Raw genomic sequence first — 16564 nt, 5'->3', positions numbered from 1 at the left:
TTTCAGGTGGGACGGGGGAGGGTGCCGACTTGAGTGCACTTATATACAGGTAGCCGCAAGGGCGGAGGGATATAGATATGAGTAAGAAAACTGCTGCACTGGAATATCACTCAACCGGCCGCAAAGGAAAGATCGAGGTCATTGCGACCAAACCCTGCCAGACCGCGCAGGACCTTTCTCTGGCCTATTCTCCCGGAGTTGCCGAACCCTGCCTGGCTATCGAGCAGACCCCGGAAGATGCCTATCAGTATACTGCCAAAGGTAACCTGGTGGCCGTTGTCTCCAACGGCACCGCGGTGCTGGGCCTCGGCAACATCGGTGCCCTGGCCGGCAAGCCGGTCATGGAGGGGAAAGGGGTCCTCTTCAAGCGCTTTGCCGACGTCGACGTGTTCGACATCGAGCTGAACAGCGAGGACCCGGATGAGATCATCCGTGCCGTCCAGCTTCTGGAGCCGACCTTCGGCGGCATCAACCTGGAGGATATCAAGGCCCCGGAGTGCTTCTACATAGAAGAGGAACTGAAGAAGACCATGAATATTCCGGTCTTCCACGATGACCAGCACGGCACTGCCATCATCTCGGCAGCCGGTCTCATCAACGCCCTGGAACTGGTGGGGAAGAAGATCGAAGAGGTCCGCCTGGTGGTCAACGGCGCCGGTGCCGCCGCCATTGCCTGCGCCAATCTGGTCGTCTCCCTGGGGCTCAAGCGGGAAAACCTGATCATGTGCGACACCAAGGGGATCATCTACCAGGGGCGTACCGAAGGGATGAACAAGTACAAGGAGCGCTTTGCCGTTGATACGCCGATGCGCACCCTGGAAGAGGCGGCAGTGGGATGCGATGTCATGTTCGGACTCTCCTCCAAGGGGGCCTTTACCCCGGAGATGGTCCGTACCATGGCGGTCAATCCGATCATCTTTGCCATGGCGAACCCCGACCCGGAGATCACCCCGGAGGAGGCCCGCAAGGTGCGCGGCGACGTGCTGGTCGCCACCGGCCGCTCCGATTACCCGAACCAGGTCAACAACGTGCTCGGGTTCCCGTTCATCTTCCGTGGCGCACTGGATGTCCGGGCCACCACCATCAACGAGGAGATGAAAATAGCGGCGGTCTTCGCCCTGGCGGAACTGGCCCGCGAAGAGTGCCCCGACTCGGTCTGTCGCGCCTACGGCAACGTCAAGTTCACCTTCGGCCGCGATTACATCATTCCGAAGCCGTTCGACCCCCGGGCACTGCTGCGGGTCGCCCCGGCCATTGCCAAGGCGGCCATGGATTCAGGGGTGGCGAGGCAGCCGATCGCCGACATGGACAAGTACGTGGAGGCGCTGGAGTCGCTCCAGGGCAAGGCCAAAGAAACCTTGCGGATGATCATCAACAAGGCGAAGTGCGACCCGAAGAGCATCGTCTTCCCCGAGGGGGAGAACGAAAAGATCCTGCGCGCCGCCCAGGTACTGGTGGAGCAGGAGATCGCCCGGCCGATCCTCTTGGGGAACGAGGCGAAGATCCGCTGTACCCTGGAGCAACTCGGCATTGACCTGAACGGTGGGGTGACAATCATCGATCCGGCCAATTCAGAGAAGTCCGAGGCGTACGCGGCTGAACTCTTTCAGCTGAGGCAGCGCAAGGGTCTCACTCTTTCCGAGGCGAAGCGGCTGATCACCCGGAAGTCCCGTACCCATTTCGGCTGCATGATGGTGCGTCAGGGGGACGCTGACACCCTGCTCGCGGGGATCGACAGCAACTATGCCGAGACCATCCGGCCTGCCCTGCAGGTGATTGGCAAGCAGGAGGGGCTCTCCAGTGTCCACGGCCTCTACATGATGGTCTTCAAAAACGGGATCTACTTCCTGGCGGACACCACGGTCCGTATCGATCCCTCTTCCGAGGAACTTGCCGAGACCGCGATCCTGACCGCGGAAAAGGCGAGGATGCTGGAGATCGAGCCGAGCGTCGCCATGCTTTCCATCTCCAATTTCGGCTCTGTCCGCCATCCGCAGGCTGACCGGGTACGGAGGGCGGTGGAGATCGTCAAACAGAGGGAACCTGGATTGGCGATCGATGGTGAGATGCAGGCCGATACCGCCGTGGCTGCCGAGATACTCAAGGCGAGCTTTCCGTTCACCTCTCTCAAGCAGACGGCCAATATCCTGATTTTCCCTGACCTTACCTCCGGCAACATCTGCTACAAGCTGCTGAACAAGCTGGGAGGGGCGGAGGCCATCGGCCCGATCCTGATGGGGATGAACAAGCCGGTGCATATTCTGCAGCAGGGCGATGATGTTATGGATGTGGTCAACATGGCCGCCATTGCCGTGGTGGATGCCCAGAACTGCAGCAGTCCTTAGGGGGGAATCCCGCAACGCAGGTCAGAGAGTGCCAAGCCATGCATGCAACCGACACAGCGTTCCATAGAGTAGATGCCCATTACGCGCACCGGGACCTGGAAGCCACGATCCTCAACGCTCTGGTTGCGTCCGGTAAGGACCCGGAGGCCCTCAAGGCCGATGACCTGGCGGCTATCGACGAGTTTCATGTGCGCGGCCGCAAGGCGACCTGCGATCTTGCCCGGGATATCGGGCTTGAGCGACAGATGCAGGTCCTGGATGTGGGGAGCGGTCTCGGCGGGGCCTCGCGCTATCTCGCCCAGGAGTTCGGGTGCCGCGTCACCGGCCTCGACCTGAGTGCCGAGTACTGTCGGGTCGCTGCCGGCCTCACCCGGCGCCTCGGACTGGATGGCCAGGTTTCCTTTCAACAGGGGAACGCCATTGACATCCCCTTTCCGGACGCATCGTTCGATATCGTCTGGACCCAGCACGCGGCGATGAATATCCCCGACAAATCGAGGTTGTATAGCGAAATGTGGCGCGTCTTGCGGCCGGGGGGAAGGCTTGCCATCTACGATGTTCTTGCGGGACCGGGGGGGGATGTCTACTTCCCCGTTCCCTGGGCACGGGAGCCTTCGATCAGCTTTCTGCTCACCTCCCGGCAACTGCTGGACACCCTGGCCGGTGTCGGTTTTGAGATCCAGATCTGGCGCGACGTTACGGAAGCGGGCCGTTCCTGGTTCCGGCAGATGCAGGAGAAAATGCGCAAAAATTGTTCGCCTTCGCTCGGTCTCCAACTGCTGCTGGGACCGGAATTCCGCCAGATGGCGCACAATCAGTTTCTTAACCTGGAAGAAGACCGTATCGCCCTGATCGAAGCCGTTGTGAGACGCCCCGTCAATTGCTGACACACGCCGGGGGGCGTGCTATCATCCCTGGCAACGATTGCAGCACAAGGGGGTTGTATGGACAGACCAGCACAGCATGACATGGTGATACCCGAACTCAAGGATTCGTCCCTGGAGGTGGCTAATCGGATAGCCGTTCTCACCCTGCGGCGCAACGATGTGCGCAATGCCCTGACCGGAACGGCACTCATCGACGATATCGTCCGGACGGTGCAGTGGGTCAACAACGAGCAGGCGGTTTCGGTGTTGATCATCACCGGCGACGGGGCCGCCTTTTCCGCCGGTGGCAATATCAAAGAGATGCAAGCACAGAGCGGCAGTTTCGCCGGGTCGTCGGTGGAGATCCAGGATCACTACCGGCGGGGGATACAGCAGATTCCGCTGGCCCTGCATACAGCGGAGATTCCGGTCATTGCCGCCGTTAATGGCCCGGCCATCGGGGCCGGCTTCGACCTCGCCTGCATGTGTGACATCCGCATCGCCTCGACCAGGGCAAAAGTCGGTGAAACCTTCATCAATCTCGGCATCACTCCGGGGGACGGCGGTGCCTGGTTCATGCAGCGCCTGCTCGGTTACCAGCGGGCCGCGGAGTTGACGTTTACCGGCAGGGTCCTGGAGGCTGACGAGGCACAGCGAATCGGGCTGTTTCTCGAAGTGGTGGAACCGGACGCACTCATGCCGCGCGCCAGGGAGCTGGCCGGTCAGATTGCCGCCAAACCGCCCGTTACGCTACGGCTGACCAAGCGGATGATGAAACTGGCCCAGCGGAGCGAACTTCCGGATTTCCTCGATCTGTGTGCCTGCTTCCAGGCCATGGCGCATCACACGAACGACCATCTGGAAGCGGTCAACGCCTTCCTGGAAAAGAGAACTCCGTCCTTCAGGGGTGACTAACGGCGATGCCGGATAGGCAGGGTAGGGCAGTGACGACGTGTTGCACAGTTGCGATTCAAAACACGTTATAGCGCAGACTCTTTTGTCTTGACAGGTAATTCGGTATTGTGGTACTTGAATGCTAAATGTTGTGTATACAGAATCTGGAACAATGTTGCAACGGGTGTTGAGGAGTGGTTTCGTGTTGATGGGGAAGCGGTACCGTGAACGTTATCTATATGCCGAGGAGGGCTGATATGAAAGATGTCTTTGTGGTCGAATCACTGCGCACGCCGCTGGGGTCCTTTGGGGGCGCGCTCGCCGACGTGGAAGCTCCACGCCTGGGGGCAACCGTGATCAAGGGGTTACTGGAGAAGACCGGCCTTCCGGCAGATGCCATCGACGAGGTGATCGTCGGCCAGGTGCTCAGTGGCGGTGCTGGCCAGGCCCCGGCACGGCAGGCGATGCGTTATGCGGAGCTGCCCGACTCCATTCCGGCCATGACCATCAACAAGGTCTGCGGCAGCGGCCTTAAGGCTCTCATGCTCGGGGCCGGCTCGATCCGCCTCGGGGATGCCGAGGTGGTCATTGCCGGCGGCATGGAAAACATGTCCCTGGCACCGTATGCGCTCAGCAAGGGACGGTACGGGTACCGGATGGGGAACGGGGAACTGCTCGACCTCATGGTTCACGACGGTCTGCAGGATCCGTACAGCGGCAAGCACATGGGGGTGATCGCCGAGGCGACCACCGAGAAATACAGTCTGAGCCGCGAAGCGCAGGACGCGTTCGCCATCGATTCCTATCGCAAAGCCCAGGCCGCCCTCAAGGAAGGCACCTTTAACGCGGAGATTGTACCGGTTGTAAAGAAGGGGCGGCAGGGGGATGTGGTGGTGAGCGAGGACGAAGAACCGCTCAAGGTCTCCTTTGACAAGCTTACCGGCTTGCGGGCCGCCTTCAAGAAGGACGGAACGATCACCGCCGGCAACGCCTCGACCATCAACGACGGTGCGGGGATGACCCTTCTGGCCAGCGCCGAGGCGGTGCAAAAATACGGGTTGAAGCCCAAGGCGCGGCTGGTTGCCTACGCCTCCAACAGCCTCCATCCCGACCAGTTTACCGAGGCTCCGGTCGGGGCGATCGAAAAGGCGTGTGCCAAGGCCGGCCTCAAGATCAGCGACATCGACCTGTTCGAGATCAACGAAGCCTTTGCCGCAGTGACCATGATCGCCATCAAGACCCTGGGGATTGATCCCGGCAAGGTCAACGTCAATGGCGGAGCCGTTGCCATCGGCCATCCGCTGGGGGCGAGCGGTGCCCGTCTGACCGCCACCCTGGTGCGCGAATTGGGTAAACGTCAGGCCCGCTATGGACTTGCCACTCTCTGTATCGGCGGTGGCGAGGCAGTGGCCGTGATATTAGAGAGAGTCTAGGCGCAAGGCGCGTATCCTGTCATTCATATGTAGTTAAGATACTTGGCTCAGGAGGAAGGTATGATCAAGCAAGTCGGAGTCCTTGGTGCCGGTCAGATGGGAAGCGGCATTGCCCATGTGCTGGCCGTTCGCGAGATTGAGGTGGTGCTTTTCGACATCGCCGAGGAGCAGCTGACCAAGGCCATTGCCGGGATCGAGAAAAACCTGGAGCGTCAGGCAAAAAAGGGCGAGCTCGACAGTGCCGCCATTCCGGCCATCGTCAAGAGGATCCGCACCACCAAGGTAATGGAAGACCTTGCCGATTGCGACATGGCCATCGAAGCGGTCACCGAAAGGGAAGCGCTGAAGCTGGACATCTTCAGGAAGCTCGACGGGATCGTGAAGAAAGGGGCCATCCTCGCCTCCAATACCTCGTCAATACCGATCACCCGCATCGCGGCGGTCACCGGCCGGCAGGACAAGGTCATCGGCATGCACTTCATGAACCCGGTACCGGTCATGAAGCTGGTGGAGGTCATCCGCGGACTTGCCACGAGCGATGAGACGTTCAATGCCACTGCTGCCCTTGTCGAAAAGCTCGGCAAGGAGATGGCGGTCTCTGCCGACTACCCCGGTTTCATCGTCAACCGCATCCTCATTCCGATGATCAACGAGGCCGCCTATGCCCTTTTTGAGGGGATTGCCACGGCCGAGGACATCGACAAGGGGATGAAGCTCGGGACCAACCAGCCGATGGGACCGCTCACCCTGGCGGATTTCATCGGCCTCGACACATGTCTGGCAATCATGAACGTCCTGTACGAAGGGTTCAAGGATACGAAGTATCGCCCCTGTCCGCTGCTGGTCAAGATGGTGGAGGCCGGTTTCCTCGGTAAGAAGACGGGTAGAGGGTTCTATACGTATTGATTTCGGATTGCTGTAGGGGCGAATCTTGTATTCGCCCGCTGCGTGGGCGATCACAAGGATCGCCCCTACGGGAGGATTTGTATATGGAATACACGAACCTGCTCATCGAAAAAAGTGCCGGCGTCGCCACCCTGACGATCAACCGCCCCAAGGCTCTGAACAGCCTCAACAGCTCGGTACTCGACGAACTGCTCGATGCCTTCACCGCGCTGGGGCAGGATGGCGACGTCAAGGCGATAGTCCTTACCGGCAGCGGCGAAAAGGCCTTTGTTGCCGGGGCCGACATCGCCGAGATGGCGGAAATGACCGTCCAGCAGGCAAAGGAGTTCTCCCGCAAGGGGCAGCGTCTGGTCAACCTGATCGGGCAGCTGTCCAAGCCGGTCATTGCCGCTGTCAACGGCTTTGCCCTGGGAGGCGGGCTGGAAATGGCCCTGGCCTGCGACTTCGCGTATGCATCGGAAAACGCGAAGGTTGGTCTCCCCGAGGTGACCCTCGGCATCCTGCCCGGGTTCGGCGGCACCCAGAAGCTCGGCCGGCTCATCGGCCGCAGCCGTGCCAACGAACTGATCTTTACCGGCAAGATGCTCAACGCTGCCGAGGCCAGGGAGTGGGGGATCGTCAACGCCGTATTTCCGTTGCCAGAACTGCTTGACAAGGCTCTGGAAACTGCCGGCAAGATCGCCGGCAACGGTCAGCTCGGCGTTGCCCATGCCAAGGATGCCGTCAGGAGCGGTCTCGACATGTGCGAAGCGGACGGGATGAACTACGAATCGCTCCATTTCGGTGCGCTCTTCGCTTCGGCAGACCAGAAGGAAGGGATGCGGGCGTTTCTTGACAAGAGGAAGCCGGCGTTTACCGGTAACTGAGCATAACAGACTGAGATTCGTCGGAGAAAGCCATGGAAACGACACGCGAACTATATTGGAATATCGGTCATGGGGCAACGGTACTGCTGCCGATGTACCTCTTCACCTTTGCCGCCCTGGGGTTCCTGGTCAAAAGCGGCCTGCAGCGGCTGAACATCTACCGGCAGGGGAAACCGCTCAACCGGACCGATCAGCGGGCCGTGCGGATCGGCGCGCTGGTGAAGAACGTCCTGTTGCAGAGCCGGGTGCTCCTGGTCAAGGGGCCGGGCTATGCCCACGGGCTGTTCTTCTGGGGCTTTGGTCTGCTGTTCATCGGCACCTGCTTCGTGGCAGCCCAGGCCGACTTCACCGACCTCCTGTTCCACTACCGTTTCCTTAACGGCGACTTCTACAAATACTTCTCCCTGGTGTTGGACCTGGCCGGCCTGGCCGCCTTTGCCATGCTGCTGGGGCTCCTGGTGCGCCGTTACCTGGTGCGTCCCGCCGGGCTCGAATCCACCCTGGACGACACCATCATGCATGGCTTGTTGTTCGCCATCCTCATCACCGGCTTTGTGATCGAAGGTGCCCGGATGGCGGTCACCGAACTGCCGAGCCGGCCGGACCTGGTGGTCTGGTCGCCGGTCGGCCTGCTGTTTGCCAAGGCGCTGGCCGGAGCAGGGGAAGGGACCCTGCGTACCCTGCACCAAACCCTGTGGTGGATACACTTCTTCCTGGTGATAGGCTTCATCTGCGCCATCCCGTACACCAAATTCCGGCATATCTTCACCACCGCCGCCAACTACTTCTTTGTCGACCTCGGCCCCAAGGGCGCCCTGGTCACCGTCGACATGGAGGGTGATGCGGAGAGCTTCGGCACCGCCCAGCTCAAGGACCTGACCTGGAAGGACATCTTCGACACCGACGCCTGCACCAAGTGCAAGCGGTGCCAGGACCGCTGTCCGGCCCACAACACCGACAAACCGCTCTCCCCCATGAAGGTGATCAACCAACTGGGCGAAGTAGCCTGCAGCAACCCGGAAGCCAACCTGATTGAAACCGTCAGCAAGGACGCCCTCTGGTCCTGCACCACCTGCCGGGCCTGTCAGGAGATCTGTCCGGCATCCATCGAGCATGTTAACAAGATCGTCGACATGCGCCGCAACCTGGTGCTCATGGAAGGCGAATTCCCGGGCGAAGAGGTCATGGTCGCCATGGACAACACCGAAGTCAACGGCAACCCCCTGGGGATGGCCTACGCCTCCCGGGGCGACTGGGCAAAGGAGCTGCCGGTCAGCGTCATGGCCGACAACGCCGACGTCGACATCCTCTACTTCGTCGGCTGCTACGCCTCCTTTGACAAGAGGAACATCAAGGTCGCCACCAGCTTCGTCCAGCTCTGCGCCGCTGCCGGCGTCAAAGTCGGCATCCTGGGCAAGGAAGAGAAATGCTGCGGCGAACCGATGCGCAAACTGGGGAACGAATACCTGTACCAGTCCATGGCCAGCGAGAACATCGAAACCATCAAGGGGTACGGGGTCAAAAAGGTGGTCACCGCCTGTCCGCACTGCTTCAACACCCTGGCCAAAGACTACCGCGATCTCGGCTTCGACATCGACGTCGAGCACTACACCGTCTACCTGAACCGTCTGCAGCAGGAAGGGAAGCTCAAGCTCAAGGCCGACGGTTTTGACTGTACCTACCATGACTCCTGCTACATCGGCCGCTACAACGACCTGTACGACGAGCCCAGGGCACTGCTTGCCGCCGCCGGCGGGAGCATCCGGGAAATGGACCGGAACCAGGCACAAAGCTTCTGCTGCGGCGCCGGCGGTGGCCGGATCATGGCCGAGGAAAAGCTCGGCAGCCGGATCAGCGAGAGCCGGGCCAAGATGGCCGCTGCCACCGGCTCAGGCACACTCGTCTCCAACTGCCCCTTCTGTCTCACCATGTTCGAGGACGGTATCAAGGGAGCCGAGCTGGAAGGGCAGCTGGTACCGAGGGATATCGCCGAAATTCTGGTGGAAAGGTTGTCGATCTAGTCTCGCTATCTCGCCAAATGGCTCTACGGCCATTTGGCGAGAAAATGTGTATATTGGTAAAATAATAATGGTAATACGGTACTGAAATATATACATTAAGCCGGCGCCCAGACGGAAAAAGTGGGCAGAGAGGAGTCAAGGTGAATATACACGAGTATCAGGCTAAGGCGATTCTGAGGGAGTTCGGTGTACCGGTTCCGGATGGGCATGTCTGCTACAACGGGGCCAGTGCCAGGGAATGGGCAAAGCGTATCGGCGACGGTCCGTGGGTAGTGAAGGCACAGATCCATGCCGGCGGGCGTGGCAAGGGAGGCGGGGTCAAGCTGGCCCGCACCTCCGAAGAAGTGCGCAATACTGCACGGGATATGCTCGGCATGACGCTCCGCACCCATCAGACCGGCCCCGAGGGGAAGGTGGTCACCCGGGTCCTGGTGGAAAACGGCTGCAACATCGACCGGGAGCTGTACGTCAGCCTGCTGGTCGACCGGGGAACCTCCAAGGTAACGGTGATGGCCTCCACCGAAGGGGGGATGGACATCGAAGAGGTGGCAGCCACGACTCCTGAGAAGATCTTCAAGGAGGCGATTGATCCGCTGGTGGGACTTACTCCGTTTCAGGGCCGCAACCTCGCCTTCTGCCTGGGGCTGACCGGCAAGTTGACCAATAAGGCGGTCAGCCTGCTGCAGGGGCTCTACGACACGTTCATCGGCTGCGACTGCGCACTGTTGGAGATCAACCCGCTGGTGGTGACCAAAGAGGGGGATCTCCTGGCCCTGGACGCCAAATTCGGTTTCGACGACAACGCCGTGTTCCGGCATCCCCGGATCGGCGACATGCGGGACTATGACGAAGAGGACCCCAACGAGGTGGAAGCGTCCCAGCACGACCTCTCCTACGTATCGCTGGACGGCAACATCGGCTGCCTGGTCAACGGTGCCGGTCTGGCCATGGCCACCATGGACATCATCAAGCACTCGGGCGGCAATCCTGCCAACTTCCTGGACGTAGGGGGCGGGGCGACCATCGAGCGCGTCACCGAGGCGTTCAAGCTCATCCTCTCCGACAAGAACGTCAAAGGCATCCTGGTCAACATCTTCGGCGGCATCATGAAATGCGACGTCATCGCCACCGGGGTCATCGAGGCCGCCAAGCAGGTCTCCCTCAAGGTACCGCTGGTGGTGCGGCTGGAAGGGACCAACGTTGACAAGGGCAAGCAGCTTCTGGCCGAGAGCGGTCTGAATATTGTTGCCGCCGATGGCATGGCCGACGCAGCGCAGAAAATCGTCCAGGCCGTGGCCGCCTGCTAAAGGAGAGAATATACAATGAGCATCCTTATCGATAAGAACACCAAGGTCATCACCCAGGGGCTCGGCGCCACCGGCCTCTTTCATGCCAATGGCGCCCGTGAGTACGGCACGCAGATGGTTGGCGGGGTAACCCCCGGCAAGGGTGGCACGTCCATCGAAGGATTTCCCGTCTTTGACACGGTCAAAGATGCCGTGTACAAGACCGGCGCCACCGCCTCGGTCATCTACGTCCCGCCGCCGTTTGCCGCCGATGCCATCATGGAGGCGGTGGATGCGGGCATAGAACTGGCGATCTGCATCACCGAAGGGATTCCGGTCCTGGACATGGTCAAGGTCAAGCAGTACATGCAGGGGAAAAAGACCCGCCTGGTCGGTCCCAACTGCCCCGGTGTCATCACCCCCGGCCAGTGCAAGATCGGCATCATGCCCGGCTACATCCACAAACCGGGCAAGATCGGCGTTGTCTCCCGCTCCGGCACCCTCACCTACGAAGCGGTCTGGCAGTTGACCAACGTGGGACTGGGGCAGTCCACCTGCGTCGGCATCGGTGGCGATCCGGTGAACGGCACGAACCATACCGATGTCCTCAGAATGTTCGAAGAAGATCCGGATACCGAAGCGGTGATCATGATCGGCGAGATCGGCGGCACCTCGGAAGAAGAGGGGGCCTACTTCGTCAAGGAGCACATGACCAAGCCGGTAGCGGCGTACATCGCCGGGGTCACCGCCCCTCCGGGCAAGCGGATGGGACATGCCGGGGCGATCATCTCCGGCGGCAAGGGTACGGCCGAGGAAAAGGTGGCCGTGCTCAAGGAGTGTGGCATCAGTGTGGCAGCAAGTCCGGCGGAAATGGCCAAGGCACTGCTGGCAGTGTACAAGCCCCGGTTGTAGGTGATTGGTTCGGGCACCCCGCAAGGGGTGCCTTTACTGGGCAGGCGCAATACCTGCTCTTGGTAGTATGTGTAACCGTCGGAGCTCTAAACCCATCGTAACTGTTTCACCAGCTCTTTTCCGTTTTGCCGATTGTTCTGCTGTGAAAACTCCTTTCTGTCTGGTGTGAGGGCCGGTCGACGGACCGGCCCCCGTTTTTTTCCGGCTGAGGAAGGGTCCGCGGCAGGAAACGAACCCGCGAGGTGTACTGATATGCTGATAGTCGTCTGTATCAAACAGGTACCGGATACCACCCAGGTCCAGATCGACCCGGTGACCAATACCCTGGTCAGGGAGGGTATCCCGTTCATCGCCAACCCCTACGACACCCATGCCCTGGAAGAGGCGCTCCGGATGAAGGATCGGTTCGGGGTACGGGTGGCAGCCATCTCCATGGGGCCGCCGAATGCCGAAGCCACCCTCAGGAAGGCGCTGGCCGTCGGGGTGGACGAAGCGATCCTGCTCTCGGACCGGGCCTTTGGCGGTGCCGATACCCTGGCCACCAGCAACGTCCTCTCGGCGGCGATCAAAAAGCTGAACGAGACGGAAGAGGTGGGTCTGGTCCTGTGCGGCAAACAGACGATTGACGGCGATACGGCCCAGGTGGGGCCGGGAATCGCCACGCGGAACCGGTACAGCCAGCTCACCCTGGTGGACCGGGTGGAGGAGATGGACCTGGCCAGCAGGAAGATCCGGGTGAGAAGGAAGCTGGAAGGGCGGCACGAGATCGTGGAATCGCCCATGCCGGCCATGCTGACCGTGGTGCGGGAGCTGAACCGGCCCCGGTACCCGACCGTTCCTCTCCTGCTGGAATCCCAGGAGCTGGAGGTCAAGGTCTGGGACAACGAAGTGCTCAAACTGGACGTGAACAGCATCGGCCTCAAAGGCTCGCCCACCTGGGTAAGCCGGATCTTCTCGCCGCAGCGGGAAAAGGGTGAGATCGTTGGCGACGGCCTGCGTGACCCGCAGGGGACCTCTAAGCTGCTCCTGGAAAAACTGCTGAGTAAAGACCTGCTGCCGGTTTGAAGATAAAGATTTTGCACGAGGAGTCGACCATGACTGAGGCAAAAAAACCGATCAAGAAACCAAGGGGCAAGGCGGTTCTGCTGGAAGGGAAATGCATCGCCTGCGGAGCCCGCTGCGAAAGCTCCTGCCCCATAAACATAATAGCCATGAACGACGCAGGCGAACCGGTCATCAACACCGAGAAATGCATCGGCTGCGTCAAGTGCGTCAAGGTCTGCCCGGCCCAGGCCATCGACCTGTTCTTCACCCCGGAAGAACAGAAGATCCTCGATGAACTGATGAACAGTGCCGGCGGCGAACCGGAGGATGACGATCCCGAGGCAGCGGCCCTGGCAGCTAAGCTGGCCGCCTACCGGGGTGTCTGGGTCTTCATCGAGCAGACCGAAGGGGAGCCGGCCCGTGTGTCGTGGGAACTCCTGGGTAAAGGCCGGGAACTGGCCGATGCCATCGATGCCGAACTGACCGCCATCGTGCTTGGCGAAAACGTCGAACCGCTCTGCCATGAGTCCTTTGCCTACGGCGCGGACAAGGCGATCCTGGTGGATGCCCCGGTGTTCAAGCACTACCGCACCGAGGCCTATCTGAAGGCGCTCTGCTTTCTCATCGACAGCCGTAAGCCCGAAATCATCCTCATGGGGGCCACCGGCCTTGGCCGCGACCTGGCCGGCGCCGTTGCCACCGTCGTCGGCACCGGCCTCACCGCCGACTGCACGGGACTGGCCGTCGACGACAAGCGGAACCTCATGCAGACCCGGCCGGCCTTTGGCGGCAACATCATGGCCACCATCATGTGCGACAAATTCCGGCCCCAGATGGCCACGGTCCGACCGCACGTCATGCCGCTGCCGGAGAAGCGGCCAGGCGCCACCGGCGAGATCGTCCGGATCTCCTGCCCGGTGGAGGAGAAAGACATCCTCACCAAGGTCCTCGAAGTTATCAACGACAAAAAGGGGAAAGACCACGTGGACGTGGCCGGCGCCGAATTCATCATCTCCGGCGGCCGGGGCCTGATGGGTCCGGACAACTTTGCCCTTCTGAAGGAGTTGGCCGACGAACTGGGCGGTGTGGTCGGCGCCTCCAGGAGCGCCGTCGATGCCGGCTGGATGCCCCACGACCGCCAGGTCGGGCAGACCGGCAAGACCGTCCGGCCAAAGATCTACATCGCCTGCGGGATCTCCGGTGCTATTCAGCATCTGGTGGGGATGCAGGACTCAGACCTCATCATCGCCATCAATCGTGACAAGGAAGCGCCCATCTTTGAAGTGGCTCACTACGGCATCGTCGGCGACCTGTTCCAGGTGGTGCCCGAACTCACCCGGGGGATACGGGAACTGAAACAGCAGTAACCGTCAGGATCGGCGGGCAACCGCAGAGGACGCGGAGAACGCGCAGGAAACCGTAAACATTGCATTGATTTGATTCTCCAACCCGGCAGCTTTTGAGGGTTGGACATTGCGAGGCAACAGTTATGACACCCAATGTGACCATCTACGCACCACTTTTGATCGCCTCCCTGCTATTCTTCAGCTGGAGCTGCTACAAAAGGATCTCCCTCGTTACCGTCGGCAAAGCTGAAGACCGCTTTCAGGAGCCGGGCCGCAGGGTTCTGGACGTGCTCCTCTACGCCTTTGGCCAGAAGCGGGTCATGGCCCGGCCGTTCGGCCTGAACCACGCCGTCATCTTCTGGGCCTTTGTCGTCCTCCTGATCGCCAATGGTGAATTTCTCATTGCCGGCCTTATCCCCGGTGTCAGCCTCGCTGTCCTGCCAGAGCCGCTGCACCACGTCCTCCTGCTCGCCTTTGATGCAGTCTCGCTCCTGGCGCTGGCGGCCGTAGTGTTGGCTGCAGCAAGACGTCTCTTTTTCGCCCCGGACTACATGGCCACCTCCTACACCTCCCCCCGCAGCCCGGAAGCGTTCCTGATCCTCGGCAGCATAGCACTCCTCATGCTTGCCTACTTCGGCCTCCACGGCGCCCTGATTGCCATGGGCAAAGAACCGGCCGCAGCCTGGATGCCGGTCTCCTCCGTGGCAGGCACCATCCTGGGAGCTTTCCCGGCAGAGAGCCTGCAGTCGCTTACCGCTGTTTTCTGGTGGATTCACGCCATTGTCCTGTTGCTGTTCATGAACTACCTGCCGCACAGCAAGCATATGCACATTCTCACCGCCATCCCCAACTGCTTCTTTGCGAGCCTGGACAAACCGAACACCCAGCCCAGGGAGGAATTCGTCAAAGGGGCCAGTTTCGGCGCCGGCAGTGTCGACCAGCTTTCCTGGAAAGACCTGTTCGACGGTTTCTCCTGCACCGAATGCGGCCGCTGCCAGAGCGTCTGTCCGGCAGTCGCCACCGGCAAACCGCTCAACCCGCGGCAGGTCGTGCACGACATCAAGATCAACCTGCTGAACGGACAGGTCGACCAGGAGAAATTCCAGGCCGGTCAGCCGTTGATCGGCGCCGGAAACGGGGAGGGGAGCATCCCAGAAGACGCCATCTGGTCGTGCACCACCTGCGGCGCCTGCATGGCCGCCTGCCCGGTCTTCATCGAACAGATGCCCAAGATTGTCAAGATGCGCCGCCACCTGGTGCAGATGAAGGCGAGCTTCCCGGAAGAACTGCTGAACCTGTTCGAGAACATGGAAGGACGGTCCAACCCCTGGGGGATCGCCCCCACGGACCGGACCAAATGGTACTCCACCCTCGAGGTCAAACCGTACGAGGCCAACCAGACCGAATACCTCCTCTACGTCGGCTGCGCCGGCTCCTTCGACTCGCGGCAGAAGCATGTCACCGTGGCCCTGGCCACCATCCTGAACGAGGCCGGCGTCTCCTGGGGGATACTGGGCAAGGAAGAACTCTGCTGCGGCGACAGCTTGCGCCGGCTCGGCAACGAATTCGTCTTTGACCGGATGGCGAAGCAGAACGTCCAGCTGTTCAAGGACAAGGGGATCAAAAAGGTCATCACCCAGTGTCCCCACTGCTTCACCACCCTGAAGAACGACTACCGGCAGTACGGACTGGAGCTGGAGGTCATCCACCACAGTGAACTGATCGACTCCCTCCTGAAAAGCGGCAAACTGAAACTGGACCACCAGGTAACCGACCTGGGAAAAATCGCCTTCCACGACTCCTGCTACCTCGGCCGGCATAACGACGTCTACCAGCCCCCCCGCCAGGTCATCGCCGCTGCTACCGGCGCGGCGCCGGTGGAGATGGAGCGAAACCTGGAGAACTCCTTCTGCTGCGGCGCCGGGGGCGGCCGGATGTGGATGGAAGAGCACGAGGGGACCAGGATCAACCTGAACCGGATCGAAGAGGCGCTGAAGGAGAAGCCGGACACGCTGTGCGTCAGTTGCCCCTACTGCCTGACCATGTTCGCCGACGGTCTCAAGGACCTGCAGGCCGACCAGACCCAGGTCAAGGACATTGCCGAGGTGGTGGCCGAGGGGCTCAGGCCGAGGACTTGATGTAGACAATGCACTACGAAACCTGAATCCGTGGGCGGGCGAGTTCGATGCAGAGCCCCATGCCTCACGGATTCAGGTTTTTGTGAATACAAGAAGAATTTCAGGAGGGATGGTAATGGAACAGTATGCAGTCTACTTTGCCCTGGCATGTGCCGTGGCAGCGATCGCCTACGGCCTGGTCTCGGCCCAGTGGATACTCGGGCTTCCCCAGGGCAACGAGCGGATGAAACAGATCGCCGCCGCCATCCAGGAGGGTGCCAGCGCCTACATGAAGCGCCAGTACACCATCATTGCCGTGGTCGGCGTGGTCATGTTCGTGTTGCTCTTTGCCACCCTCGGCGCCAAGACCGCTGTCGGCTTTGCCGTCGGCGCCCTGTTCTCCGGCCTCACCGGCTTCATCGGCATGTTCGTCTCGGTCCGGGCCAACATCCGCACCACCGAGGCAGCGAAATCCGGCATCCACAAGGCCCTTAACGTCGCCTTCAAGGGTGGCGCCATCACCGGCAT

At 60.9% G+C, this 16564-nt stretch carries 13 protein-coding genes; all 13 read left to right on the top strand.

Features of this window, described 5'->3' with window-relative positions:
• Positions 1-77 precede the first annotated feature (77 nt).
• Complete coding sequence (locus JN12_RS12900; protein ID WP_145023362.1) at positions 78-2345, top strand: NADP-dependent malic enzyme; 2268 nt, start codon at positions 78-80, stop codon at positions 2343-2345.
• Positions 2346-2383: 38 nt separating this feature from the next.
• A complete protein-coding gene (locus JN12_RS12895) occupies positions 2384-3232 on the top strand; it encodes a class I SAM-dependent methyltransferase (protein ID WP_145023360.1) in 849 nt (282 codons plus the stop codon).
• A gap of 57 nt (positions 3233-3289) precedes the next feature.
• A complete protein-coding gene (locus JN12_RS12890; protein WP_145023358.1) occupies positions 3290-4126 on the top strand; it encodes an enoyl-CoA hydratase-related protein in 837 nt (278 codons plus the stop codon).
• 236 nt (positions 4127-4362) lie between these two features.
• Positions 4363-5538: a thiolase family protein gene (locus JN12_RS12885; RefSeq protein WP_145023356.1), complete on the top strand. Its 1176-nt coding sequence runs from the start codon at positions 4363-4365 to the stop codon at positions 5536-5538.
• Between the two features lie 60 nt (positions 5539-5598).
• The gene (locus JN12_RS12880) at positions 5599-6444 is read left to right on the top strand and encodes a 3-hydroxybutyryl-CoA dehydrogenase (protein WP_145023354.1); all 846 of its coding nucleotides are present in this window, start codon (positions 5599-5601) and stop codon (positions 6442-6444) included.
• An 83-nt stretch (positions 6445-6527) separates the two neighbouring features.
• The gene (locus JN12_RS12875) at positions 6528-7310 is read left to right on the top strand and encodes an enoyl-CoA hydratase/isomerase family protein (RefSeq protein WP_145023352.1); all 783 of its coding nucleotides are present in this window, start codon (positions 6528-6530) and stop codon (positions 7308-7310) included.
• Positions 7311-7342: 32 nt separating this feature from the next.
• Positions 7343-9331 (top strand): heterodisulfide reductase-related iron-sulfur binding cluster, encoded by a 1989-nt coding sequence (locus JN12_RS12870; RefSeq protein ID WP_145023350.1) that lies wholly within the window; start codon positions 7343-7345, stop codon positions 9329-9331.
• 140 nt (positions 9332-9471) lie between these two features.
• Positions 9472-10638: an ADP-forming succinate--CoA ligase subunit beta gene (sucC, locus tag JN12_RS12865; RefSeq protein WP_145023348.1), complete on the top strand. Its 1167-nt coding sequence runs from the start codon at positions 9472-9474 to the stop codon at positions 10636-10638.
• A 15-nt stretch (positions 10639-10653) separates the two neighbouring features.
• Positions 10654-11529 carry a succinate--CoA ligase subunit alpha gene (gene sucD / locus JN12_RS12860; protein ID WP_145023346.1) on the top strand — a complete coding sequence of 292 codons (876 nt, stop codon included), beginning with the start codon at positions 10654-10656 and terminating at the stop codon, positions 11527-11529.
• A gap of 252 nt (positions 11530-11781) precedes the next feature.
• Positions 11782-12594, top strand: coding sequence for an electron transfer flavoprotein subunit beta/FixA family protein (locus JN12_RS12855; RefSeq protein WP_145023344.1), 813 nt, complete (start codon positions 11782-11784; stop codon positions 12592-12594).
• 29 nt (positions 12595-12623) lie between these two features.
• The gene (locus tag JN12_RS12850) at positions 12624-13940 is read left to right on the top strand and encodes an FAD-binding protein (protein WP_145023342.1); all 1317 of its coding nucleotides are present in this window, start codon (positions 12624-12626) and stop codon (positions 13938-13940) included.
• Between the two features lie 122 nt (positions 13941-14062).
• A complete protein-coding gene (locus tag JN12_RS12845; RefSeq protein WP_145023340.1) occupies positions 14063-16057 on the top strand; it encodes a (Fe-S)-binding protein in 1995 nt (664 codons plus the stop codon).
• A 115-nt stretch (positions 16058-16172) separates the two neighbouring features.
• Positions 16173-16564, top strand: a 392-nt coding sequence (locus JN12_RS12840; RefSeq protein WP_211360499.1) for a sodium/proton-translocating pyrophosphatase, incomplete at its 3' end; no start/stop codon positions are given.

Source organism: Geobacter argillaceus (assembly GCF_007830735.1).
Lineage (GTDB): Bacteria > Desulfobacterota > Desulfuromonadia > Geobacterales > DSM-12255 > Geomobilibacter > Geomobilibacter argillaceus.
Note: the sequence above shows the minus strand (reverse complement) of the source record. Positions and strands in the feature narration are given on the sequence as shown.